The following is a 26218-nucleotide window of genomic DNA, read 5'->3' on the forward strand; positions in this document are numbered from 1 at the left end:
ACCATAAAATAATACTGGACCAGTACATTTCAAAAAATGAAAAAACTGGATTATTTTAAACTTTTAAATCCAAAATAAATTTGCAGAGAAAAAAAACTTAGCACCTTATAAAAAATGAAAATAGCAGTTTGGGATACCTATGTAACCCGCAAAGATGGAAAAATTATGCATTTTGATATTTTGGTTGACGAAAATGTTAACGATGCAGAACAAGTGTACGAATACGGAAAATTATATCTGAAAAGTGTAGATGAGGAAGGACAAACATTATCTTCTAAAGAATGCCGTTTCTGCCACATTGATAAAGCGCCAATCGAAGTAGAAAATCAAGTTCGGGAAAATGGTTTTTCTATTATTGAAATGGAAAACTGTAATTAACTTGTTGTTAAGTTAATTGAACGCGGATAAAACAGATTTGCTATCGCGAAAACGCTGATTCGACGGATTTTAAAATCAGTTTTTTTCCGCGTTTTTGCGATAGTAAATCTGTGAAATCTGCGTCTAAAGTATAGATTTGATAATGCTTTTAGGATTTTTATAAAAGCTTTGCAAGCGCCTTAATTCCTTCTTCCATTTGTTTTTCAGAAAGAGAAGCATAACCCAGACGAAAACCTTTGATGGTTTCATCAAAACTAAATCGATCAGAACTCATGATTTGAATGCCTTGCGATTTTAGTTTTTCGAAAATTTCTAAAATATTAATTTCTGCTTTTGGAACAATCCAAAAAGCAAGTCCGCCTTCTGGTTTTGTAAAAACGATTTTACCTTGAAGATATTGATTTAATAAGATTTCGAAAAAATCTCTTTTACTTTTATAAACCAAATTGGCTTTTTTAAGATGGCGCTTTATTTTACCTTCATTGATGAGGTTTAAAATTGCTTCTTCCATAATATTATCGCCTTGAACATCGATTATTTTTCTATGATTTCCAATCTTCTGAATGTTTTCATTCGAACTGGCTAAATATCCTATACGTAAAGCTGGAGCAACAATTTTACTGAAAGTGCCAATATAAATATAGTTTTTCAAACCCGAATAACTAGAAATCGGAAGTATTGGTCTTTGGCCAAAATGAAATTCATTATCATAATCATCTTCAATAATCGTGAAAGTATATTGATTAGAAAGTTCAATCAGTTTTAAACGCTTTTTTAAAGACAAAGTAACCGTAGTTGGAAACTGATGATGTGGTGTAACATAAATGGCTTTTATATTTTTATGCTGCAAATATTTTTCGACTTGATCGATATCCAATCCGTCCGATTCTATATTTACCGGAAGTAAAGTTGCGCCAGCATTTTCGAAAGCTTCCCAAGCAGGTTTGTAGCCAGGATTTTCGACCAAAACAAAATCGCCCGATTTTAAAATACAATGAGAAGCAAGATACATTGCCATTTGGCTTCCGCGCGTAATGCAGATTTGATCATGAGAAATGCTCATGCCACGCTTAAAATTGAGCATTTGAGCTATTGATTTTCTAAAATCTAAATTTCCTAATTCGTTGCTGTAACCCATAATTTGCCAACGCGATTTTCGACTAAACAACTCTCGATACGCTCTTGCCAAATCGTTCATTGGAGCAAGACGGCTGTCTGGAAGTCCGTCATCGAAAACCAAAAAGCTTTTAGGCTCTTCAATTGTAATATTTTGCTCTTTTTTATTTTCTGTGGAATGATGAATTTGCGAAAGTGATTCGGTTACAAAAGTTCCTTTTCGGTCAATTGTTACAAGCCAACCTTCGGTAATTAAAACATCCAAAGCTTCTACAACAGTATTTCGGTTTACTTTTAATAATTCAGCCAATTGTCTGCTTCCTGGCAAAGCATTTCCGCTAACCAATTTTCCTGTTTGGATAGCCTCAATTATAGCATCGGCAATTTGTAGATAAATGGCTTTATCTGATTTTTTGTCTAACTGAATTTCTAAAGGCCAAGGTCGAAGCATGTGGACTGTTTCTTTTTTATAAATGAAGATAATTTGCTAGTCCAAAAATACAATAATTATAAATGGAAAATAATTGTGTATTATTTTGAAGAAAAGCAAGCTCACATGCAGTACCTTAAAAGTGTTTTTGTTGTTTTAGAATGAAAATTTAGAAAAGAAAAGTATTGAAGAGATTTTTTTAATTCATTAAAAAGGGAATAGATAGAAACCTATTCCCTTTTTTTGTCCTAAGAATATTAAGAAAGTACTGTGTTTGGCAGAACACTAGTGTTTTGAGTAAAATTTAAAGTAAGCTGATCCAGATGTCCAAAGAAAAAAGTGTCTAAAACTTGCTGAAATACAGGATGGGCATTTTCGACCAAAACAAACAAGCTCATAGAAGAATGTAGTTTTTTGGCGCCTAAATCGCCCAAAATTCCTTCGGCAGATTTTTTATTAAAAGTCAATAAAAGTTTTGAAATTTCAATCAGATGTTTAGAAAGAATAGGATGATTTAAGAATTCGGTTGCCTCTTTTAAATCTGCTACAGCGTAATAATCTGAAATTGTACTTTTTCCTAGTCCTTTAATCTGCGGAAAAATAAACCACATCCAATGCGTTTCTTTTTTACCTTTTTCAATTTCAGAAAAAGCAGTTAAGTACAATTTGTTTTGAGCATCTAGAAATCGGGTCAAATCATTCTTTGCGTAAATCATGTCTTGATTCTGTATTAAATTGTTTATATATGGAGTTTCTTTAATAGGTAACACTTCGATATTTCTTTATTGTATGTTGTCAAATTTTTTTCTTACCAAAAGTAGATTGCTTAAGTCATTATGAGTTATAGAATTGCAATTAGTCTTTACATAATTCCGATAGCCTGTAAGAATGCCTTGTTAATAAATTTCTAAAGTTTTGAATGGTTCTAAATTCTAATGTTATTTTAATGTTCTGCAAAAAAAATGGCTCTAACTTGCGCGCTCAGAAAAAATAGAATAAACGCCTTAAATTACTGGGATCCTGAATCAAAATGATTTGATTTGGGTAAACTTTCAGCCTTTTTTTAGACTATGTTGAACAAAATTAAAAATAGCTTTTTATGTAAATGCCTTCAGGTGTTGCTTGTCGGCTATTTTCTAATTAGCAGTTTAAATATTTCTAATAGTGTTGGAAGAATCTTGAGTGATAATGCTGAAACTTATACTGTAAAAGGCATTACTTGCAATTTCTTGAAGAAAATCTTTAAATGTGACGGAATTCCAGAAGAAATGGACGATTACAAAACAAAAGATACTAAAACGGCTAAATTGTCAAAAGGAATTCCTTTAATGGAATATTTGGTTTCATCAGAATCACTAATGCCTAATTTTTATTTCTTAATAGAATCTGAAGGAAAAAAATATATTGACAATACAATCTTCTCATTTGGCTTTCATGGCAAAATAGATATACCGCCTCCTCGATTGAATTCATAAATACTTGTTTTTTAAGGATTAGGGTAAAAATCTTAATCCATTAATGCGGTTTTTGCCGTATATTTATTCTATGTAATAATCTTGTATTTATACTTTAAATTCATGACACCATTTAAACGTTTTTATAACTTATTGCAGCTCGATAAGCGCGATGTATATCAAATTATCTTCTATGCTGCATTTGCAGGGTTAGTAAATCTTTCTCTGCCTTTGGGAATCCAAGCTATTATTAATTTTATTCAAAGCGGACAGCTAAGCGTCTCGTGGATCGTTCTGGTAATTCTAGTTACGGTGGGCGTTGGTTTTGGAGGTGTTCTTACGATTTTGCAGCTGCGAATTGTAGAGAATCTGCAGCAGCGAATTTTTGTGCGTTCGTCTTTTGAATTTGCGTACAGAATGCCTTTAATAAAATTTAAAGAAATGTACTCGGAATATGCTCCCGAAAAAGCCAATCGTTTTTTTGATACTTTAATGGTACAGAAAGGCACTGCAAAATTATTGCTTGATTTCTGCACCGCATTCCTTCAGGTTGGTCTGGGGATTATTCTATTAGTTCTTTACCATTCTTTCTTTATGGTAATCGGACTTTTATTTATTGTCATTTTATATGTCATTTTTAAATTTTCGTACAAAGATGGTCTTGAGACAAGTTTGAACGAATCAAAATTTAAATATAAGGTTGCAGCATGGCTTCAAGAAATTGCCCGCAATAGAGAAAGCTTCCGCAGAAAAGGAGCTTTTGAATATGCATTGGACAGAAATGATGGCTATGTAACCAACTACGTCAATTACCGTGAAAAGCACTTTCAGGTAATGAAGAAGCAATATATTCAGCTGACTATTTTTAAAGTAATTGTTACTGCTGCCTTATTATCGATCGGTGGTTTTCTGGTAATTCACCACCAAATGAACATAGGGCAGTTCGTAGCAGCTGAAATCGTAATTGTATTGTTAATTAACTCGGTAGAAAAAATCATCTTCGGATTGGAGTCTTTCTACGACGTGCTAACTTCTGTTGAAAAAATTGGTCAGGTGACTGATATGGAGATTTCATGCATTCCTCAAACTTCAGATAAAACAGAAAAAGGAATCAATATCGAGACCGAAAGCATGAGTTACAATTATCCCGGACACAATAAAAAATCGCTTAAGAATATCAATTTGAAAATTTCTCAAGGCGAAAAAATTATTCTTACTGGAACAAATGGTGCAGGAAAAAGTACTTTGTTGCGATTGCTTTCGGGAGTTCTAGAACCAGAAAGCGGTGCTATGTATGTGACCGATAATTATATGAATCGTCTTAACGAAGATACATACAGAGCACAATCGGGGACATTTTTGCAAGGCGATACACTTTTTGCAGGAACAATTCGCGAGAATATTGTTTTTGGAAATGAAGAACTAAATAGTGATGATTTAAAATGGGCTTTAGATAATGTTGGTCTTACCCCATATATTAAAACTTTCGAAAACGGGTTGGAGAATCAAATTCATCCTGGAGGTCGTGAACTTTCTGCTTCTGATGTTCAAAAGATTCTTTTGGCAAGGAGTATTGTCGGTAAACCGAATATCTTATTCTTAGAAGATCCAGTTGACAAAATGGACGAAATAACGTCAAGTAAAATTGTTGATTTTTTACTTTCTGAAGAAAACGACTGGACTGTTATTGTGACTTCTAAAAATGATGTTTGGAAAAGCAAATGCAGTCGTATGATTACGATTGATGACGGAAAAATTATTAACGACATAAAGCTTTAATCATGCTCAACCTATCTAAAGATAACAACGTACTTATAACGCCGGGCAAATACAAATCGATTACAAGTGTTGCTCGTAGACCTCATTACGAAATTTTGAACAAAGTCATAATCGGATTTTTGATTTTTGCTGTCTTATGCCTTTTCTTGCCTTGGACACAAAACATCTCGGGAACAGGTTCTGTAACGACTTTAAAACCAGATCAGAGACCTCAAACGGTTCATAATGCCATTGCAGGACGTATTGAAAAATGGTTTGTAAAAGAAGGAGATTATGTAAAGAAAGGAGATACGATACTTTACATTTCGGAGATCAAAGAAGATTATTTGGATCCTAATTTGGTTAACAATACCAAACAACAAGTAGATGCCAAAAAAATGGCAGTAGAATCATACGGTGATAAAGTAAATTCGCTAGATGTTCAAGCGCAGTCTTTGAATACAGAAAAGCAATTGAAATTACAGCAGGCGCAAAACAAAATTCGTCAGTCGCAACTGAAAATAAAAAGCGACAGTATGGATCTTGTAGCAGTAAAAACACAGCTTAGAATTGCAAAAACACAATTTGATCGTTCTACTGCTTTAAATAAAGAAGGTTTAAAACCAATGACAGATGTCGAGCAGAAAAGATTAAAGTTGCAAGAGTCTGAAGCGTATGTGATTACGCAAGAAAATAAACTTTTGAGTAGTAAAAACGAATTGATTAATGCAAGAGTAGAAGTTAGCAGAATTACTGCCGAATATGCTGAAAAAATATCAAAATCAAGAAGTGATAAATTTACTGCCTTAAGTACACAGTACGATACAGAAGCTCAGGTTAACAAACTAGAGAACCAATATACCAATTACAGACTTAGAAATGGTTTGTACTATATTACAGCGCCACAGAGTGGTTATGTAAACCGTGCTTTATTGGCAGGTCTTGGAGAAACTATTAAAGAAGGAACTCCTGTTGTAAGTATCATGCCAGCCAAATACGATATTGCAGTAGAAACTTATGTAGATCCAATCGATTTACCGCTTGTGCATCGTGGTGCAAAAGTTCGTGTTTGGTTTGATGGATGGCCTAGAATTGTATTTTCTGGATGGCCTGGGTTGTCTTATGGAACTTACGGGGGTAAAGTTGTAGCTATAGAAAATTTCATTAGTCCAAACGGAAAATATAGAATTCTGGTTTCGCCAGATGGAGAAGATCGTCACTGGCCAAAAGAATTAAGCATTGGTGCTGGTGCGCAAAGTATAGCGTTGTTAGAAACCGTTTCGGTATGGTACGAGATTTGGCGAAACTTGAATGGTTTCCCACCAAACTATTACAATTCAGGAGAAAAAGAAGATAAAGGAAAGGAGAAAAAGTAAAATGAGAAATCTAGTAAAACTGTTTTCTTTCTTATTTCTATTAAGTTTTTCTACACTGCAGAGCCAGAATTTTAATCAAGAGGAACTTACTTTTATTGAGTTTTTGGGCTATGTAAAAAAGTATCACCCTTTGGTAAAACAAGCCAATCTTGAAGTGACAAATGCTCAGGCAAAACTGATGATGGCACGAGGCGGATTTGATCCAAAACTTGAAGTAGATTATAATAAGAAAGAATTTAAAGGCACAGAATATTATTCGTTATTAAACAGCAGTTTCAAAATTCCGACTTGGTATGGAGTTGAGATTAAAGCAGGTTTTGACGATACGAACGGGGAATATTATAACCCGCAGAACAAAACGCCAGAAGCAGGTTTAACTTCGCTAGGAATTAATGTTGCTTTAGGTCAGGGAATGTTTATTAACCAAAGAATGGCCGATGTTCGCGAAGGAAAACTTCAGGTAAAACTAAGTGATGCACAGCGAAAACTAAGAGCAATTGAAATTTTATATCAGGCGAGTGAAGCTTATTTTGAATGGAGAAAAAGCTACAACGAAGCCGAATTGTATAAAAATTATTTAGGTTTTGCCAGCACTCGTTTTGAAGGAGTTAAAAAGTTAATCGCGGCAGGAGATGCACCCGCAATTGACAGTGTTGAGGCCAAAATTACGGTACGAAACAGAGAACTGAATGTTGAAAATGGAAACCTGAAATTAGCTAAAGCAAAATTGAAATTGGCTAATTTTTTATGGATTGAAAATGTTCCTGTAGAGCTTGGAGATTTAGTAAAACCTGAACAAAATCTAATTCAGACTATAGAAGAAACTTTAAAGACAGATGCTATGATGGTCGATGTGGAGTCGTTAGATTCGCATCCAAAAATTCAGTCTCTAGAAACCAAAATGGATATTTTGGAAGTCAATCGCCAGTTGAAAGCCAATTCGTTGCTTCCAAAAATTAATGTAGGTTACAACTATATTTCAGAACCAAATTACTGGAATAATTTCAACGCCGACGATTATAAGTTTAATATCGATTTCAGTTTTCCTATTTTCTTAAGAAAAGAAAGAGGAAGTTTAAAAATGGCAAAACTGAAAATTCAGGACATGAAGTTTGATATAGACCAACAACGATTAGAACTTAAAAATAAAGTAAAAGCGCAGCAGACTGAAATTGCATCATTAAGAAAGCAGAAAGTTGTAATTGATAATCTGGTAAAAGATTACATGACAATGTTGAATTCAGAAGAAAAATTATTCTCATTTGGAGAAAGTTCGATTTTCTTAATCAATTCGAGAGAAAACAATTTGGTTAGCGCAAAATTGTCGCAAATAAGTTTAGAGAATCAGTTTTATCTGTCGAATGCCGAATTGTACAAAATATTGGCAAATCCAGATTAACAAATTTCGATGCATAATTGGATAACTGAAATTTATAGAAATCTAACATGTCGCTCCTCTGGAGCTTCTGAATTAGGGAGCATAGATTTTTAGCTATAAATATTTTGCTCTTCCAGAGCTATAAAAAGCCTCGGTGGGACTATACATCGGTAGTCCCAGTGGGACGAAATATTTATAGAAATGTATGTTTGATATATTAAATAGCCCCAGAGGGGCAAAATATCATGTGAACATAAAAATAACAGTCAGTTTTGTACCTGTCTGCATTATATTAATTTTCAGAATTTTGATTTAAAAAAAGCTTTAGATATTTTTCTAAAGCTTTTTTGTTTGGAAGAAATGTCTAGAAAGCGGTTTCATGTTATAATATGAAACCGCTTTTTTTTAAAGTTAAAAACTTCTTTATCTAAATTTGATAGACTTTCTTATTTCGAAGCCGTGTAATTTAATATTGACGAATTATGAGTTTATTAAAAAAGAGTTTCCTTGTATTTTGTTGCATCATGCTTTCTCAAGTTTTAAAAGCCCAAGACGCTCCTTACACAATGGGATTTATTCCAGCATCTATAAGCGAGGTTGATGTTGCATTTCCTTTAATAGAAAAATGGAATTTGAGCGGTCAGGCAGATATGCAGCTCGTTACACAAGGCGCTTACACAAACGGAAATCCTTTTGAATATACACAGCGTAAAGTAATAAGACCTTGGATTATTTATTCTGGTTTTAAAAATATGAAGCTTTGGTTGGGATATGCGCACAATCAGAAATATGCAATAGAAGAAGCGGGAAATTACAAAACTTTAGAAAATAGACTTATCGTTATGGGAACCTATACTCAAGAAATGCCTAAAGGTTCTCTTTTTGAGCAAGTGCGTTTTGAGACCAAGTTTTTTGATGACAGAAATGGTAATCATCAGACAATACCCAGAATAAGAGCCCGTTTTGGAGTCAATCATTATTTGAGACAAAGCAAGGAAAAACCAATTTTCTTGGCGCCTAATCTTGGTTATTATACAGAGCTCATGCTGAAATTTGCCTCTAAAGATTATGCAGATGAACATTTTGATATTTTCAGATTATCAGTTTATTATACTGCTGGAATAACTCCGAATATTCATTTTTTGGCAGGTGTAATCGGTCAAATGCAATTGCGCACAAACGGAACTCAATTTGATGTCTATTACGGGCCAATGGTTTCTTTAAAATATAGTGTTAAACCAAAAGAACGCGAAACATTTGATAGCGTCGATGGTGGCGCAGATTAATTTTTGTCCTTCATTATTTTGCTTCAATTTTATTTTTGAAATCTTTTTTACACTACTTTTTAAAAATAGTTCTTAATATTTTAAAATAATTTAATATTAAAGACTGTATTTTTATGCTGATTTAAAAAATAATTTAAATTTGTTGTGAACCAAATAAGGAAAGCAATGAGTTTAAAAGATTTATTAGATAATAGTAAAGACAAAAGTTTGTCTGAACAAAAGTGGCATCTGCTTCGACAATCAATTGTAAAGCGTTTATTGTCTGGAGGTAATTCGACTATTGCCGAATTAAGTGCAGAACTTCAATCAAGTGTTCCAACAGTAACCAAAGCGGTTAACGAATTATTAGTAGAAAACTATGTTGTTGACATGGGAAAAATTACTAACAGCGGCGGGCGTAGACCTTCCCTGTTTAGTATCAATCCGACTTGCGCTTATTTTTTAGGTGTTGAAGTTGGTTTAACGAGTATGTCAATCGGACTTCAAAATATTAAAAATGAGTTGGTAAGCGTAGAGCTTGGAACTTCTTTTACTTTAGAAAACACTCAAGAATCTCTTCTTAAATTTTGCAGTCTAATCAATTCATTTATTGAAGATAGTTTGGTAGAAAAGAAAATGATCGTTGGTGTCTGCATTAACTTTTCGGGCCGAATTAATTCGATGGAAGGGTTTAGTTATAACTATTTTTTCAGTGAAAATCGACCTCTGACAGAGATTATTTCAGAACAATTAAATCTTCCAGTTCACTTAGAAAACGATACGCGTGCAATGGCTTTTGGCGAGTATTGCGAAGGTGTTGTCGATGATGAGCAAAATATCATTTTTGTCAATTATAGTTGGGGAGTTGCAATAGGAATGATCACTGACGGAAAGCTTTATTATGGAAAATCGGGTTACTCTGGCGAGTTTGGACATAGTACGATATTTAATAATGAAATAATGTGCCAATGCGGAAAACTAGGTTGTCTAGAAACTGAAATATCGGGTTGGTCTTTAATTAATCAGTTTAAAGAAGCAATAAAAGAAGGTAAGCAATCTAAAGTTGTTTTAGATGATAACTCGCCAGTTTTACAACATCATGCAATAATTACAGGCGCTGTAAATTTAGAAGATACTCTTTGTGTTGATCTTGTAACACAGCAAAGTGAGAAAATGGGACGTTACTTATCTATCCTTTTAAACATCTTTAACCCTGATCTTTTGGTGATTGGAGGAGATTTCGCACAACTTGGCGATTATGCACTTCTGCCAATTCAATCAGCTCTTAAAAAATATTCATTAGGTTTAGTCAATCGTGATATGAAGCTTAAAAAATCAACTTTGGGGCGCCGTGCGGGAGTTATAGGCGCTTGTTGTGTAATAAAAGAAAAGCTGTTGTTTCCTCTTATTAATAATTAATTTAAAAAATAAATTCATACTTATTAAAATATTTTAATAACTAAAGTTGTTATTTTAAATATTTTTATATCTTTACAAAATAATAATAAAATATTTAAGCAAAGTTTACATCTAATCAATAGAAGTTGGCTGCTTACAAAAGAAAAACTAGAATTAAGATTTGAATAAAACCAAACTAACCATTTGGATAAAAATATTGTTTTTTGATCATAAAAAAAGCCAGCCAATGCTGTGAACATTGCTGGCTTGTTCTTCATCAGAACGGTTGATTGGAAATAAATAAATTGACCTTAACAAAGTTTTATTAACCAAACCATTACAAAAGTATGAAATTATTGCCTAAAAGTAAGCCTAAAAATTTTAGGTTTACTCCTAAACACGTAAAAGTTGTTAAACTTACTTCTACGTTACTTTTAGCTTTTACTATGCAATTAGCGTCTGCTAACACAGAAAAAAGCGTTGTGTTTACGGATAAAAATGTAAAAAAGAGTGACCCAATTCAGAAGAAAGTTACTGGTAAAGTAACCAATGAAAAAGGCGAATCGCTACCAGGTGTAAATATTGTTGCTAAAGGAACAAACATAAGCACTCAAACAGATTTTGACGGAAATTTTGTTTTTGAAGTCCCAGATAATGCAACAACTTTAATTGTTACATATATAGGATTACAAGATCAAGAAGTTGCAATTACGGGAAGTCCATTGAACATTGTCTTAAAAGAAATAGGACAGCAAATGAACGAGGTGATTGTAGTAGGATATGGAGCTCAAAACAGAAGAACTTTAAGTACTGCAGTTTCTAAACTGGATAAAAAAGTACTTGAAAACGTACCTTACTCAAACGTTACGCAATCTTTACAAGGAAGCGTTACAGGTTTGGTTGTAAAAACTTCTTCGGGACAGCCAGGAAAAGCTTCCAATGTAATTGTTCGTGGTGGTACTTCAATTGATAATCCTTCTGGCGCAACTCCTTTATATATTGTTGATGGTGTCATTAGAAACCAAATCGACGATATTAACTCTTTAGATATAGCTTCACTTCAAGTACTTAAAGATGCTGCTGCAACTTCTATTTATGGTGCACGAGCTTCAAATGGTGTAATCATTGTCACGACAAATACAGGTAAGGCAGGAAAACTAAAAGTTACTTATAATGTTTCAACTCAAAACAGTAGAATTGGCAAAAAATACAATTTTATGGATGGAGGCGATTACATTAAAATGCAACGTGAAGGATTGTATAATGCTGCCGAACTTGCGGGACTTTCAACAACTACTGGTATCGCACGTTTAGGACAATTGACTGGTGCAACGCCTGCAGGTACAGGAAATAATCTAGAAAATAATACTCCGTTTGCTACTTTATTAAAATCTAATTTATCTGCAGAAACCATAAGTACACTTCAGGCAAAAGGCTGGCAGGAAATTGCAGATCCTTTAAACCCGAGCAGCACGATTATGTACAAAAGTACCGATTGGAATGATATCTTGTTTCAAGATGCTATTACACAAAGCCATACACTTGGTTTTAGCGGAGGGACAGACACAGGTGTATTCGATTTGAGTTTAGGATATTTAAAAGGTGATGGTATTACGATATTCACAGGATACCAAAGGTTTACCAGTAAATTAAACGCTTCTTTAAAAGTTGCGGACAATTTTACAATTAACGGACGTGTTTTGTTCTCAAAAGCAAGTAACAATCAGGTTGTGGCTAACAGTGTAGTTTTCAATAGATATTTAGGAAACTCACCAACTACAAAACTATATTTAGAAGACGGAACTTTAGCTCCAGGACAAAACAACATTAACGGAAATCCATTGTACCAGATGGGGAAAGTTAAAGGCAAAAATGAAAACGATAAGCTTCAGATGGGCGTAGATGGTGAATTAAGACTTGCAAAAGATTTTACTTTCACACCAGCCATTTCATTATACAGCGAAAATGAAAATGACAATACTTTTCAACAGGCATTTTTAAGCGGAAGCAGCGGTTTGGTTGATAATACAAGAACTGCAACAAGATTGAGCAATCAAACCTATCAAGTGCAATACGAAGGAGTTTTTGCTTATAAAAAAGATTGGGAAAATATTGGAAACTTTGATGCTAAACTAGGAGTTTCAAAATACGATAGAACCATTAAATATTTTAATGCAGCAGGAAAAGGAAGCCCTTCAGATTTAGCGCAGACTTTAGACTCATCTCCAATTCCGGTTTCAGTTTACAGCAACAATACCAAATTGGTTTTAAATAGTGTTTTCGGACGTGTTAATTACGATTATAAAAACAGATATTTTGCAACAGCTTCATTTCGTTATGATGGTTCATCAAGTTTAGGACCAGACAATAGATATGGTTTCTTTCCTGGGATTTCGGCAGGATGGAATATGCAGGAAGAGAAATTCTGGGCCAACACAATGCCAAAATTCTTTTCTTCTCTTAAACTTCGTGGAAGTTATGGTGTAAACGGAAACTTAGGAACTTTAGGAGATTTCCAAGCTGGAGGATTATATGCAGGAACTACAAACGGACTTCCGAATAGCTACAATGGACAATCGGCGATTATCAACTCTCAAATTGCAAACCCAGGTTTGAAATGGGAACAGTCTGAAACGATAAATGGTGGTTTTGATATCGGATTAAACGAAGATAAAATTAGAATCATTGGAGATTTCTATAACAAATTGACATCAGACTTATTGACGAATCTGACATTGCCTTCAAATAGTGGTTTCTCAACTGTTTTGACCAATTTAGGAGGATTAAGAAGCAAAGGTTTTGAGCTTGAAGTTCAGGCAAATGTTTACAATAAAAATGATTGGAAAGTAAATGTTGGAGCAAACGTTTCGCACAATACCAATACAGTTGAAAAACTTCCATTTAATGGAAATGGAAATAATAGAATTGGAGGTACTGAGATCTGGGATGCAAAAAGTGGTAAATATGTATATGTAGGAGGTTTACAGGAAGGACAAAAAATTGGAAATTTCTACGCTCATAAACAATTATATATTCTTTCAACTCAAGCAGAAGCAGATGCATACAACGCAAAAGTTCACGATACTTATGTAACGAAAACGGCTGCAAATGGTGGTAATCCTGATGGAAGAAAATTTGCTGGAGACGCAGTTTTTGAAGATACAGACAATAACGGAATCATTGATAGCCGAGACAGACAATATATGGGGAATATGTTCCCAACATTCGTAGGAGGTTTCAATTTTGATACTTCATACAAAGGTTTCTCTCTAACAGTTAGAACGGATTATTCTTTAGGAGCAACAATTTACAACGAAGCAAGAGCACGTTTCTTAGGTCAGTTTCAAGGTAACTACGGATTATTGGCAGAAAGCGCACAAGCTTGGCAGAAAGAAGGAGATATTACAGATGTTCCTCGTTACCGTTGGGCAGATCAAACCAATCAGAACAACTTATTCAGATCTGAAGCGAGCGGAGCAGCTTATAATACCAACATGTTCCAAGGTAACAGTCGTTACTACGAAAGTGGAGATTATTTATGCATAAGAGAAATTACGTTCAGTTATAGTTTTCCAAAAACACTTATCGAAAAAGCAAGTTTGACATCACTTCGTCTATATGTTACAGGAAGTAATTTATACTACTTTACTAAATACAAAGGGTTAAGCCCAGAAGTACAAGGTATTGACGGAGGATCTAGTTTAGGATTAAACGCAGCTGGTTCTACAGGAACTTACCCAGTGCCTAGAAACATTATTCTTGGTTTAAATATCAGTTTGTAAATTTTTAATTAAAAAATCATGAAAAAGAAATTTCTTTTATACACAATACTTTTTTCAAGTCTTTCTCTTTTTAATTCTTGTCAAGATGATTTAGAATTAACATCTGATAGTGTTATTACATCTGACAGTTTCTGGAAAACAGAAGATGACGCCAAAGCAGGCGTAAACGGAATGTATGTAAACTTTAGAATTCAGACACAGCAAAATTATTATTTGTTAGGAGGAGCAAGAAGTGCAGAAATTACTGGCGGAGTTCAGTCTCCTTTAACATTGGCAAATTACTATAACAACAATCTTACACCACAAAATATAGATGTAGATTGGGCTGGTTTGTATACTGTAATTCATTCGGCAAACTTGGTTTTAAAATATGTGCCAAAAATTACATTTAGTCCATCAACAGTAAAAGAGCAAAAAAGATATATTGCTCAAGCCTATACCATGCGTGCGTTATGTTATTTCATTATGGCGCGTTCTTGGGGAGGAGTGCCAATTGTAACAGAACCAACAGAAAATACCAATCAGTCGCAATACATTATTCCGCGAAATACGATTGAAGAAACATTTGCCTTTATTAAATCAGATATTGATCAGGCCATTGCTAATTTTCCCGATGCAAACAATAACAAAACGCAATTGGCTCTTCCATCAGTTTATGCTTTAAAAGCAGAAGTGAATTTATGGACAGCAAAACAATTAAACGGAGGAACAGCAGACTTAAATAATGCTTTGGCAGCAATAAATGCAATTCCGGGAACACCGACTTTAATGCCAAGTTTCAAAGATGTTTTTGCTTTTGACAAAAAAGGAAATGCCGAAGTGCTTTTTGCAGTTCGTTATTCATTAGCCGATTTAACGTCATCACTATTAGATAACTGGAATCAGTTTATGTTTGTTGGACCAAGTGATTTTGCACCATTAACATCAGCACAGGCAACGGCCGTTTTCGGTACATTAGGAACAGGTTCAGGAAATGCTGGTATTTCGAGAGTACAGCCAGACATTACAAGATTCAATTTTGCAGCTACAGATACCAGAAAAGACGCAACGTATTTAACTTTATATAACGGTACAACTCCAGTAGTTACAGGTTTGGTAAAATACAACGGAACTGTAGACGGAACAATCAGAAGATTTGTGAGTGATATTATTATTTACCGTTGGGCAGATATTTTATTAATGAAAGCGGAAGTTAAAAATGCTTTAGGTCAGGATCCAACAGAAGAAATGAATCTGGTAATGAAAAGAGCTGACGCATCGGCTTCATTTACAAATGATACTCCGGCAGCAAATGACGATGTGATTTTAAGAGAGCGTTTAAAAGAAATGGCCTTTGAAGGAAAATCATGGTGGGATATTGTGCGTTTTAATAAAACAAGTATAGTTCCGTCAATGGCAGGGAAAGAAGTGTTGTTTCCAATTTCTCAAAACACAATCAATTTCAATCCTAAAATTGTTCAGAATCCAGGATATACTAATTAAACGAAACAAAGAATAAAAAAAACTAAAGTTTAAAATCAAACTGGAAATGAAAACTTTTCCAGTTTGATAAAACGAAAAAATTAAAAAATAAAAGTCATGAAAATCGAACATTTACAAGGTCTTATTTCAGCTCCATTTACTCCATTCGATGAGAGTGGAAAATTGGATGTGAGCCTGATTCCAGCTTATTATACTTTTCTAAAAAGAAATGGAGTAACAGGAGCATTTATAATTGGTTCTACTGGCGAAGGGGTTTCGATGTCATTAGAAGAGAAAAAAACGGTTGCTAAAGCATGGGCAGATTGTTCTAATCACGATGCCGATTTTAAAGTAATGGTTTTCCTTGGCGGAACTTGTTTAACAGACTGTATCGAACTAGCTAAATACTCGTATGAAGTTGGTTTATACGCGGTTTCTATAACTGCGCCATTTTATTTCAAACCAGGAAACGTAGATACGCTGGCAGAAATTTGTATCAAAGTTGGAGAAAGTGTTCCAAACATGCCATTGTATTACTACCATATTCCAGTCTTGACAGGAGTAAATATTCCAATGTTTGATTTGGTAAGAGCTTTGGATGGAAAACTTCCAAATTTTGCAGGAGTAAAATATACACATGAAGATTTTATGGATTTTCAGAGCTGTATGAGTTATGAAAACGGAAAATACGATATGCTTTGGGGACGTGACGAAAACATGCTTTCAGCATTAGTTTTAGGTGCTAAAGGCGCTGTTGGAAGTACTTTTAATTATGCTGCACCATTGTACTATGATTTAATCGATGCTTTTAATGCTAATGATTTAACGAAAGCCAGAAAGTTACAGCAGAAGTCAATTGATATGATTCGTTTCTTAGGAAAGTATGGAGGAATCTCAGTTGGAAAAGCCTACATGAAATTGGTTGGGCATAATTTAGGTGAATTCAGATTGCCAGTCAAAAACATGAGTGCAGCACAATTTGAATTGTTCAAAAAAGATGTTGCAGGTTTAAATTTTGAGGCCTTTAAATCAAAATAATACGTTTCGTTTTCGGCTAAAACAAACAACTATGAATCGATTTTTTTCTTTCTCAATTCTTACTATTTCAATTATGTCAGCAACAGTTGGTCTTTCACAGCAAAAAAATATTTCAAAAATAGAATGGCAAAAAGCAGCGCAGCTTCAAAATGCTGATGGAAGTCTTTCTTTAGGTTTTGCAGGACCAATTAATGGCGTGACAAATGATGTTTTGATTGTAGCTGGAGGAGCCAATTTTCAAGATAAAATGCCTTGGGAAGGAGGGAAGAAACATTATTCAAAAGAAATTCATGTTTTAGAAAAAAACGATAAAACCTTTCATTGGAATAAAAAATCAATAGCAGAATTACCAGAACCAATTGCGTATTGCGGAAATGTTTCAACCAGTTTAGGAATTGTTTATGTAGGTGGAGAAAACGAAAATGGTTTATCCAACAAAGCACATATTTTAAATTGGAATTCTGAAAAAAATGAAATTGAAATAAAAGCATTACCCGATTTTCCAATCTACATAACCAATATTGCTCTTGTAAATGTAAGCAATGTAGTATATGCAATTGGAGGAGATGAAGCCACAAAAAGTTCCGATTTGGTTTTTAGTATTGATTTAAATAAAGCCAAGCCAGAATGGAAATCAGAACCAAAATTACCTTTTGCATTAGCAAATTCAGTAGCAGTGGTTCAGAATGAAGTCATTTATGTTGTTGGAGGAAGAACCAAAACAGCTTCTGGAATAAGTGATTTGCACAACACAACATTGGCTTTCAACCTGAAAAAACAAATTTGGGAAACTAAAGCCGTTATAACAGACGGAAAGGAAACGACTAATTTTTCAGCAGGAGCAGGAGTCGCTTTTGGGAAACACTATATCATTATTACGGGAGGAGATAACGGAGAAACATTTCATAAAATAGAAACCTATTTATCTCAAATTTCAAAGACAGCTTCAGAAGAAGAAAAAGCAAAATTAATTGCCGAAAAAAATATCTTAAATACAACACATCAAGGATTTTACAATGCTGTTTTATTGTACGATACTTTAAAAAATAAATGGACAAAAATTGGCGAATTGCCATTTCTGGCTCATGTAACGACAACAGCAGTACTTTGGAACGATAAAATTGTTTTATCAAATGGAGAAATAAAACCTGGAATTCGTACACCAGATGTTATGATTGGAACTGTAGAATAAAAATAAAAATCTAAGTTAATTAAGTTAAGTTGCTTAGAAACCTGATAGGTTTTTAAAACCTCTCAGGTTTAATTGAAGATTGCTAATAAAAAACCAAAAATCAACCAAAACCAAAATGAAAAACTCTAAATATTATCCTTGGCTCGTAGTCGCGTTACTTTGGATTGTAGCTTTATTAAACTACATGGACAGGCAGATGCTCGCAACCATGAGACCATCAATGGAAAGTGACATTCCTGAATTAGTTTCAGGAGAAAATTTTGGACGCTTAATGGCAGTTTTTCTTTGGATTTATGCTTTGATGAGTCCAGTTTCTGGAATTATCGCCGATAAATTAAATAGAAAATGGCTAATTATTGGGAGTTTATTTGTTTGGTCTGCAGTTACCTATGCAATGGGTTATGCCAAAACATACGATGAAGTTTATTGGCTAAGAGCCATTATGGGCGTGAGCGAAGCTTTATACATTCCTGCTGGTTTATCTTTAATTGCCGATTATCATCAACAAAAAACAAGATCACTTGCCATCGGGATCCACATGACAGGGCTTTATGTTGGTTCGGCTTTAGGTGGCTTTGGAGCAACAATTGCAGCAAGATATTCTTGGCATTCTACTTTTCATCATTTCGGAATTGTAGGCGTGGTTTACTCTATCATTTTGGTTTTCTTTTTATTTGAGAAAAAGACAAAGGTTTTTGATCCAGAGTTTAATAAAACACACGAAAAAGTTTCTTTGCTAAAAGGTCTAGCCCTATTATTTACCAATATTTCTTTTTGGGTAATTCTTTTCTATTTCGCGATTATAAGTTTACCGGGATGGGCAACTAAAAACTGGCTTCCAACGCTTTTCTCAGATAATTTAGGTATTTCAATGGATCAGGCTGGGCCTTTAGCAACGATTACAATTTCATTTTCTTCTTTATTAGGAGTTGTGTTCGGTGGAATTTTATCAGATAAATGGGTTCAAAAAAATATAAAAGGAAGAATTTATACTAGTGCGATAGGTTTAAGCTTAACTATTCCCGCATTAATGTTGATCGGATTTGGGCATTCGTTGCTTCACGTGGTTGGCGCAGTTTTGTGTTTTGGTATAGGATACGGAATGTTTGATGCAAACAATATGCCCATTATCTGTCAATTTGTTTCTTCAAAATATCGGGCTACGGCTTATGGTATTTTAAATATGACAGGAGTTGGCTGTGGCGCATTGGTCACCTCTTTGTTAGGTAAATCAGCCGATACTGGTAATTTGGGTTATGGTTTTTCTTTGATGGCCGGTATCGTACTGATTGCCCTTATAACACAAATTAGTTTTTTGCGCCCAAAAGTAAACGATTTTGAAGAGGCTTAAAGCATAATTATTTACCCTTTTTTAAAAATTAGATTTGTTAGTTAGGTTTTTTGGTTTTATAAGCCTGGGCGAAGCCTTGCCGTTTCGCTCGGCTCATGATTCCTCAATTTTAATAGAATTTGAAGAAAAAATGAGAACACAAAAACGAAATTTATTTCTGTTCCTATTAATAGCTTTTACAGTCATTCCATTTAAAATGAATGCACAAAAAACGACTGTAAAAGTGGCTTGTTTGGGAGATTCTGTTACAGCGGGATATTTGTTGGCAAACTCGCAATCAGAATCTTATCCTTCGCAATTGCAGGTTTTAATGGGAAATGGTTATGAAATTAGAAATTTTGGACACAGTGGCGCAACTCTTTTAAAAAAAGGGAGTAAACCTTATTATAAAACTAAAGAATGCTCTGATGCGATTGCCTATCAGCCAGATATTGCAATTATTCATTTGGGATTAAATGATACTGATCCGAGGAACTGGCCGAATTACAAAGAAGATTTTAATGCCGATTATTTTTGGCTGATTGATGCATTAAGAAAACAGAATCCGAATGTAAAAATCTTTATCTGTCGTATGACTCCGATTTTCAATGAACATCCTCGTTTTAAATCGGGAACCCGAGATTGGTTTTGGCAAATTCAGGAGCATATCGGCGAGATTGCAAAAGCCAACAATGTCAATTTAATTGACCTTCACGAAAAATTATATTCGCGTCCAGACCTTTTTCCAGATGCATTGCATCCAACAAAGGAAGGGGCAAAAATCTTAGCACAGACAGTTTACGAAAATGTTACCCAAGATTTTGGAGGTTTAATATTAGGAACTGTTTTTACCGATAATATGGTTTTACAGCGTAACCAGCCGATTCTAATTTATGGAAATGCAAATGGAGGAGAAAAAGTTGAAGTAGTTTTTGATGATAAAAAAGAAATTGCAACAACAAATGAAGCAGGAAAATGGAAAGTTATTTTTCCAGCAATGAAATCTGGAGGAATTCACGAAATTTCAATTTCAACTTTAGATAAAAAAATCACTTTAAAAAATATTTTAATTGGAGATGTTTGGTTTTGTTCAGGACAATCTAATATGGCTTTTCCTCTAAAAAAATCTGAAAATGGAATCTCTGAAGTAAAGAAAGCGGCTGAGAATACCAACCTTAGATTATTCAATTTTGAAGCTATTCAAGAAACAAACGAAAAAGCTTTTGACTCGATTACTTTAGAAAAAGTAAATCAGTTGAAATATTTTTCTGGAAAATGGAAAACATGCGATTCTTTAAGTGCCAAAGATTTTTCGGCAGTAGCCTTTTACTTTGGTCAAAACATTATTCGCGAAGAAAATATTCCAATTGGATTAATAGAAGTTGCCGTTGGCGGTTCTCCAATAGAATCTTGGTTTGAGAGATATACTTTGGAGCATGATGATAAAGTAGTAGACGTATTAACAAATTGGAGAAAATCTGATTTCTTGCAGCCTTGGGTACGTTCTAGAGCAGACGAAAATTTAAAAAACGCAATAAACCCAAAACAGCGCCATCCTTATGATCCTTGTTACAATTACGAAGCAGGCGTTTTGCATTTTATAGCGTTTCCGATAAAGGGATTTATTTGGTACCAAGGAGAAAGCAATGCACATAATGTCGAATTGTATGAACATTTAATGCCAGAATTAGTCAAAAATTGGAGAAGCGCTTGGGGAGGTTCATTGCCATTTTATTTTGTGCAATTATCAGGAATTAATCGACCATCTTGGCCAGAATTTAGAGATGCACAAAATAGAATTCAAAAAGAAATTCCTAATAGTGGCATGGCTGTTAGTATGGATTTTGGAGAAGAGACAAATGTTCATCCAATAAAGAAAAGGCAAATTGGGGAGCGATTAGCGCTATTGGCATTAAAAAAAACATACGGCAAAAAAATAATAGCAAACGGACCAATTCCTTTAAAAGCAATTCAAAAAGGAGATGCAGTTTTAGTTTCTTTTTCGAATGCAAAACAATTAGACACAGCAGATAAAAAAGACCTAATCGGATTTGAATTAGTTACCGATAAAGGAATTCGGATTGAAACCAAAGCAAAAATTATAAAAGATCAAGTTGAGATTAGTATTCCGAATGGCGAAAAAGTTAATGAAGTTTTCTACGCCTGGAAACCTTATACAACAGCAAATTTGGTAAACGAAGCCAGTCTCCCATGTTCCACTTTTAAGCTTAAACTGAATTCTATAAGCAAAAACTAGAAAGCATCTCTATATCTATATTTTTCCTTTGGCTGACCTGATTTTTCAGCTAAAGTGACTTCACCTATCTATAACTGAACCTGAATTTATTTTCGGGCATAAAAAACATATATCAAAAATGAGCTATTCAAAAACTGATTTAATAGAATTAAAAGACTTTTATCAGAACCAATTACTAAACAATACAGTACCATTTTGGTTTCCGCGATCTATAGATACCGAGCATGGCGGTTACTTATTAATGCGGAACCAAACTGGAGATTTGATTGATACAGATAAATCGGTTTGGTTTCAGGGGCGCACAGCTTGGCTTTTAGCAACACTTTATAATACAATAGAGCCAAAGCAAGAATGGCTTGATGGAGCTAAATCGGGAATCGATTTTATTAATCAACATTGTTTTGATACTGATGGAAGAATGTTTTTTCACGTCACTCAAGATGGAAGCCCAATTCGTAAACGCCGTTATTATTTTTCTGAAACATTTGCAGCAATTGCGATGAGTGCTTACGCCAAAGCAAGTGGAGATGAAGCCGCAGCAGAACAAGCGCGACATCTTTTTGGAGAGTGCATAAAATATACAACAACTTCTGGTTTGTTAGAACCAAAATATACTTCAACAAGACCTTCAAAAGGAATTGGTTCTCCAATGATTATGATTAATACAGCACAACAGCTGAGAGAAAATATTGGAGACCCTCGATGCGATGAATGGATCACAAAATGGATTGCAGAAATTGAAAATGATTTTGTAAAACACGATATAAAATGTGTAATGGAACAAGTTGCTCCAGATGGTGCTATAATCGATCACATTGACGGACGCACTTTAAATCCTGGACATGCAATAGAAGGCGCATGGTTTATTTTGCATGAAGCCAAATACAGAAACAATGATCCGCATTTGATCGAATTGGGATGCAAAATGCTCGATTATATGTGGGAACGCGGTTGGGACAAAGAGCATGGAGGAATTCTTTATTTTCTTGATGTTTACGGAAATCCTGTTCAAGAATATTGGCAGGATATGAAATTCTGGTGGCCTCATAACGAGGTAATTATTGCAACACTTTTGGCTTATACCATGACTGGAAATCAAAAATATGCAGAATGGCACAAAATGATTCATGATTACTCGTATAGTAAATTTCATGATAAAGAAAATGGAGAATGGTTTGGCTATTTGCACCGAGACGGAAGCGTAGCTCAAACTGCCAAAGGGAATCTTTATAAAGGACCATTTCATTTGCCTCGTCAGGAATGGTATTGTACACAAATATTAAACGAATATCTTGAGAAAAATTAAAGCCCGCTTATTCTGATTTATCCGCCAGTCATCAAGTTTTTCGTTATTATTTTTTAATGCTTTTTAACCAATTTATAACCAAATATTAAAAACTATGAAAAATGTATTACGCTATTTTTGTTCGTGTTTGATGTGTTTATGCAGTATAAATACAAAAGCGCAAAGTGGTAAAGTTTTAAATCTTGATGGCACTTCAACTTATATGACAGTGGCAGATCATCCGGATTTAGACTTTGGTTCGGGTCAAAATAAAACCGTAACCTGTTGGATTAAAACAACAACCAATACTGGAACACCAAGAATTTTTGCTAAAAGAAATGGCACTTCTGGTAACGGATATGAATTTTGGACAGGAAACGGCACAAATGCAGGAAAGTTTGCCATGAATATGAGTGGTACTGGAACTCCAGCAAACATTAGTACAGCAGGCTATTCTGCTAATTCTCTCGCAGACGGAACTTGGCATCATATTGCTTTGGTTATGGATGCCTCGAGTAACCGAACTATGTATGGATACATTGACGGAGTTTTAGCCAATACAGGAAAAACATTTACTTCTGTAACTTCCGATTTTTCTAATGCTGTAAGCTTCGTAATTGGTGCAACTTCAGACGCTTCCAACAGCTACAAATGGGCAGGACAGATTGATAATGTACGTGTTTGGAATAAAGCAATGACAGCAACTGAATTGCAAGCAGATATGACAGCAGTTGTTAATGGACCTGCGACAGATCTTTTGGCAGCATGGAGTTTTGAAAATATAACCGGCACTTCAGTTCCAGATATTTCAGGAAATAGTCATACGGGAACTCTTTTTGGATCTGTTACTTTTCCAAATGCTTTTCCGATGGTTTTAAATTTAGATGGAGTAAATGATTATATGTTAGTTTCAAATCATAGTGATTTTAACTTGGCGGCTGGACAAAATTTAACCATAAGCTGCAGAATAAAAACGGGCGATTTCGGAAAACGTATTTTGAGCAAACGTCCAAATGGTTCTGGAATTGGATATGAATTTATAAATAATACTTCGGCAGGAGGAGGACAGTTTGGAGTAAATTTAACGACAAGCGCAGGAGCAGCAGGCCCGCCATACGGAACTTCAAGTATTGCAGACAATGTTTGGCATCATTTGGCAATGGTAGTTGATGTTGCCACCACAAGCTGTAAAATTTATGTTGATGGTGTTTTGCAGCAAACTAAAACATCGTCTAATATTGGAGGAACAAATACAGTTTCAAATACAGGAGATTTGTTTTTTGGCACGATAAGTAATTTTTCTTCTTATATGAATGCCCAAATCGATGACATTCGTTTTTGGAGCAAAGCTATGACTGCAGCAGAAGTTTTGACCGATAAGACAGTTGCAATAACGGGAACAGAAACCGGATTAATTGCCGCTTGGGATTTTGAAAATATAAGTGGTACAACGGTTCCAGATATTTCAGGGAATAATCATCCAGGAACATTAATGAATGGAGCTTCTGTTATTGCGCAGACGAATGAAATGCAGATAAATTCGATCTCTTTGATTCAGACAGAATTACCAACAGGTTTAGGAGATACAGATCAGAGAATTATAGCGGTTAGAGCTTCTGTTTCGGGCAATTTAAATCCGTTGACGGTAAGTGCTTTAAAGTTTACTATGGCAGGAACTACCAATATTAGCGACGTTACAAATATTAAAATATATTCAAGCGGAAGCACAGCAATTTTTAATCCGACAACAGCAACATTATTTGGAAATGTTACGCCGTCTAACGGAAATCTTACTGTAAACGGATCAAAAGCATTGGCTTCTGGAGATAATTATTTTTGGATTACTTACGATGTTTCAGCTGGAGCAACTGAAGGAAATTTATTAGATGCAACCTGCGAATCAATTGTTGCAAACGGAATAACTTATAATGTAGCCTCAAATACAGTATCTGGAAACCGAGTAATATTATTAACTAATACGCTTTTATTTACGCCTGGAGATGCAGGTTCTGCAAGTTATCGTATTCCAGCAATCATCACTGCTGCCGATGGTTCGCTGGTAACGGTAACAGATAAAAGATGGAATGGCTCAGGAGATTTATCGGCAAAAATAGATCCTGTTGTGCGCAGAAGTACCGATAACGGAAAAACTTGGTCTTCACCATTAACAATTGCCAATTTTGGAGCGGCAACCGGAGCAGGAGATGCGGCTTTGGTCTTAGATAAATCGACAGGAGAATTATTGTGTTTAGTTTCTGCAGATAAAGGATTTTTTGCTTCAACTAATGCGGTTCCTGCAAAGGTTTTGGTAATTCATAGTACGGATAACGGCGTAACTTGGGGAACTCCTGTAGATATTACAAGTCAGATCTACGGACCAAACCCAAATTGGAAAGGATTGTTTGTTGCTTCTGGCAGAGCACATCAATTACGTGATGGTAAAATTGTTGCCGCAATTGCAGTTCGAGAAAATGTTTCAGGAACAGAACGCATTAGTAATTATTTAATTACAAGTGCCGATCACGGTATTACTTGGACAGCATCGACAAATAGAGCAGAAATAGATGGAGATGAAGCAAAAGTGGTAGAATTGAATAATGGAAACATTATGATGAGTATAAGAAATCCGGGAACACGCCGTTTTAATATCTCGACAGATAAAGGAGAAACATGGGGAACAGTTTATAATCAAACAAGTATAACAGATCCAAATTGTGATGGTGATTTTATTCGTTATACTTCAACACTTGATGGTTACGATAAAAATCGCTTATTGCATTCGATTCCATTTTCAAGCAGCCGTAAAAACGTAAGCGTGCAAATGAGTACAGATGAAGGAACAACTTGGGGTTTGCCAAAAACAATATTTCCTGGAGCATCTGCTTATTCAAGTCTTACTATTTTGCCAGACGGAACAATTGGCATTTATTATGAAAATGGCGAAAGCTCAACTTATCAGATGTATTTTGTCCGTTTCTCATTAAACTGGCTTACAAGCGGAGCTGATACATTTTTGCCTCCATCAAGTTCTTTATCAGCAAAAAAAGTAACAGAAAATACTGTAATAGAAAACAACGAATTTAGTGTTGAAGTAAGTCCAAATCCTGTTAAGGATATAGTTAAAATCAAGGTAAATAATGCTTCTGGAATTGCTGCAATTAAATTATTCGATTTAACTGGGAAATTAATTCGAACTTCCGTTTTAAATTTGAACGAAAAAGAGATATCATTTTCATTGGCAGACCAGCCTCAAGGAATTTATCTTTTAAATGTAAAAGATTCAAATACTGGACTTAACAGTAAAATTATAAAGAAATAAA

At 34.6% G+C, this 26218-nt stretch carries 17 protein-coding genes; 15 read left to right on the forward strand and 2 right to left on the reverse strand.

The window, feature by feature from the left end; all coding sequences use genetic code 11:
• Positions 1–114 precede the first annotated feature (114 nt).
• Positions 115–378 (forward strand): DUF2024 family protein, encoded by a 264-nt coding sequence (locus AC1Q5Z_RS16780; protein WP_198856581.1) that lies wholly within the window; start codon positions 115–117, stop codon positions 376–378.
• A 157-nt stretch (positions 379–535) separates the two neighbouring features.
• Here the strand turns inward: AC1Q5Z_RS16780 and pdxR are convergent, their stop codons facing one another.
• Together pdxR and AC1Q5Z_RS16790 are read right to left on the reverse strand one after the other, a co-directional pair.
• Complete coding sequence (gene pdxR, locus AC1Q5Z_RS16785; protein WP_343585381.1) at positions 536–1945, reverse strand: MocR-like pyridoxine biosynthesis transcription factor PdxR; 1410 nt, start codon at positions 1943–1945, stop codon at positions 536–538.
• Between the two features lie 236 nt (positions 1946–2181).
• A complete protein-coding gene (locus AC1Q5Z_RS16790; RefSeq protein ID WP_198856579.1) occupies positions 2182–2640 on the reverse strand; it encodes a DUF1810 domain-containing protein in 459 nt (152 codons plus the stop codon).
• 354 nt (positions 2641–2994) lie between these two features.
• On the opposite strand from AC1Q5Z_RS16790, the gene AC1Q5Z_RS16795 reads away from it, so the two are divergent.
• The 14 genes from AC1Q5Z_RS16795 to AC1Q5Z_RS16860 all read left to right on the forward strand — a co-directional run bounded on the left by AC1Q5Z_RS16795 (position 2995) and on the right by AC1Q5Z_RS16860 (position 26217).
• Positions 2995–3399 (forward strand): hypothetical protein, encoded by a 405-nt coding sequence (locus AC1Q5Z_RS16795; RefSeq protein WP_286970041.1) that lies wholly within the window; start codon positions 2995–2997, stop codon positions 3397–3399.
• Between the two features lie 102 nt (positions 3400–3501).
• Positions 3502–5157, forward strand: a complete 1656-nt coding sequence (locus tag AC1Q5Z_RS16800) for a peptidase domain-containing ABC transporter (RefSeq protein WP_492446014.1) — start codon at positions 3502–3504, stop codon at positions 5155–5157.
• A gap of 2 nt (positions 5158–5159) precedes the next feature.
• A complete protein-coding gene (locus AC1Q5Z_RS16805; protein WP_198856576.1) occupies positions 5160–6512 on the forward strand; it encodes an HlyD family secretion protein in 1353 nt (450 codons plus the stop codon).
• A 1-nt stretch (position 6513) separates the two neighbouring features.
• Positions 6514–7911, forward strand: a complete 1398-nt coding sequence (locus tag AC1Q5Z_RS16810; protein WP_343585386.1) for a TolC family protein — start codon at positions 6514–6516, stop codon at positions 7909–7911.
• Between the two features lie 461 nt (positions 7912–8372).
• A complete protein-coding gene (locus AC1Q5Z_RS16815; RefSeq protein ID WP_343585389.1) occupies positions 8373–9176 on the forward strand; it encodes a DUF2490 domain-containing protein in 804 nt (267 codons plus the stop codon).
• 165 nt (positions 9177–9341) lie between these two features.
• On the forward strand, positions 9342–10574 hold the full coding sequence (locus AC1Q5Z_RS16820; protein WP_198856573.1) for an ROK family protein: 1233 nt from the start codon (positions 9342–9344) through the stop codon (positions 10572–10574).
• 326 nt (positions 10575–10900) lie between these two features.
• Entirely contained in the window at positions 10901–14335 is a 3435-nt protein-coding gene (locus AC1Q5Z_RS16825) for a SusC/RagA family TonB-linked outer membrane protein (protein ID WP_492446016.1), read from the forward strand.
• 18 nt (positions 14336–14353) lie between these two features.
• Positions 14354–15817, forward strand: a complete 1464-nt coding sequence (locus AC1Q5Z_RS16830) for a RagB/SusD family nutrient uptake outer membrane protein (RefSeq protein WP_492446018.1) — start codon at positions 14354–14356, stop codon at positions 15815–15817.
• Positions 15818–15913: 96 nt separating this feature from the next.
• Positions 15914–16834 carry a dihydrodipicolinate synthase family protein gene (locus AC1Q5Z_RS16835; RefSeq protein WP_492446020.1) on the forward strand — a complete coding sequence of 307 codons (921 nt, stop codon included), beginning with the start codon at positions 15914–15916 and terminating at the stop codon, positions 16832–16834.
• A 31-nt stretch (positions 16835–16865) separates the two neighbouring features.
• Positions 16866–18026, forward strand: coding sequence for a galactose oxidase (locus tag AC1Q5Z_RS16840; RefSeq protein ID WP_492446022.1), 1161 nt, complete (start codon positions 16866–16868; stop codon positions 18024–18026).
• Between the two features lie 115 nt (positions 18027–18141).
• Positions 18142–19377: an MFS transporter gene (locus AC1Q5Z_RS16845; RefSeq protein ID WP_198856568.1), complete on the forward strand. Its 1236-nt coding sequence runs from the start codon at positions 18142–18144 to the stop codon at positions 19375–19377.
• Positions 19378–19573: 196 nt separating this feature from the next.
• Positions 19574–21613: a GDSL-type esterase/lipase family protein gene (locus tag AC1Q5Z_RS16850; RefSeq protein WP_492446024.1), complete on the forward strand. Its 2040-nt coding sequence runs from the start codon at positions 19574–19576 to the stop codon at positions 21611–21613.
• A 118-nt stretch (positions 21614–21731) separates the two neighbouring features.
• The gene (locus AC1Q5Z_RS16855) at positions 21732–22919 is read left to right on the forward strand and encodes an AGE family epimerase/isomerase (RefSeq protein WP_492446026.1); all 1188 of its coding nucleotides are present in this window, start codon (positions 21732–21734) and stop codon (positions 22917–22919) included.
• 94 nt (positions 22920–23013) lie between these two features.
• On the forward strand, positions 23014–26217 hold the full coding sequence (locus tag AC1Q5Z_RS16860; RefSeq protein WP_492446027.1) for a LamG-like jellyroll fold domain-containing protein: 3204 nt from the start codon (positions 23014–23016) through the stop codon (positions 26215–26217).
• Position 26218 lies beyond the last annotated feature (1 nt).

Source organism: Flavobacterium sp. GW823-FHT06G12 (assembly GCF_058794775.1).